This window comes from Oleiphilus sp. HI0066 (assembly GCF_001635725.1).
In genome coordinates this window covers 1-920 of record NZ_LWFH01000327.1, presented here as the reverse complement: position 1 = coordinate 920, position 920 = coordinate 1, and the positions used below count along the sequence as shown (strand labels likewise).

Below are 920 nucleotides of genomic sequence, written 5' to 3'. Positions count from 1 at the left end.
CACTATATTTCTGAAATTCTGAAAAACAGAGGTATTCTAGCGACACGTCTAGCGCATGGGATTCCGCTTGGTGGCGAATTAGGTTTTGTGGATGGCGGTACGCTTGGCCACGCATTTTCTGGAAGGAAGCCGCTTAGCGATGGTTGATGAAACGCAGTTGCGCGCCCTTGAAGAAATAGATTTTACATGGGTGGATAGCGATACAAAGCTCAATGAGTGTGTTGAGTCTTGGTTGCAAGAGCCTTATATCATTCTTGATACTGAATTTGAGCGTAGCACTACTTTTTACGCGAAACCTGGCCTCATTCAAATTGCGGCATCGGGGTTAACCTATCTTATTGATCCTCTAAGTTTGACGAGTTTGAAACCTCTCGCTGCAGTGCTTGAAAGTGATGAAGTGGTCATCGTTCTGCACTCTATGAGCGAGGATATTGATCTGCTCTCTTATGCCTGTGATTGTCATATCTCTAATGTGTTTGACACGCAAATAGCGAATGCATTTTTAGGCAATGGCTCCTCGGTAGGGTATCAACGTCTGGTGGAAGCCGAGCTTGATATCGCACTTGATAAAGGCGAGACACGTTCTGATTGGTTGAAAAGACCCTTAAGTTCAAAACAGCTTCAGTATGCAGCTGCCGACGTGTATTACTTGGAAACTATCTACAAGAATCTGTTAGAGAGGCTTATTAAAAGCCCTTGGCAGTCTGCTGTAGAGGAAGATTGCGCGCGTCAGGTCGAGTCGATTGAATCGGCAGTGGCGGATCCACAAAACGCATATTTAAAGCTGAGAGGGGCGTGGGATTTACCTTTAACAAAGCAAGCTCTTTTGCAAAAGCTAGTGTGCTGGCGTGATGAAATGCTGTTGGTAAGAATCTTCCTAAAAGTTGGGTGTTCGGAGACGCTAGTCTGATTGAGATGGC

The 920-nt window shown here is 45.3% G+C and carries 1 protein-coding gene and 1 pseudogene; both read left to right on the top strand.

What is annotated here, in order from left to right:
- Positions 1 to 147: pseudogene (gene recR / locus A3738_RS32305) on the top strand (recombination protein RecR); the annotation flags it as partial.
- Complete coding sequence (locus A3738_RS04740) at positions 92 to 910, top strand: hypothetical protein (protein WP_082889969.1); 819 nt, start codon at positions 92 to 94, stop codon at positions 908 to 910. The pseudogene recR and the gene A3738_RS04740, both read left to right, overlap by 56 nt.
- Positions 911 to 920 lie beyond the last annotated feature (10 nt).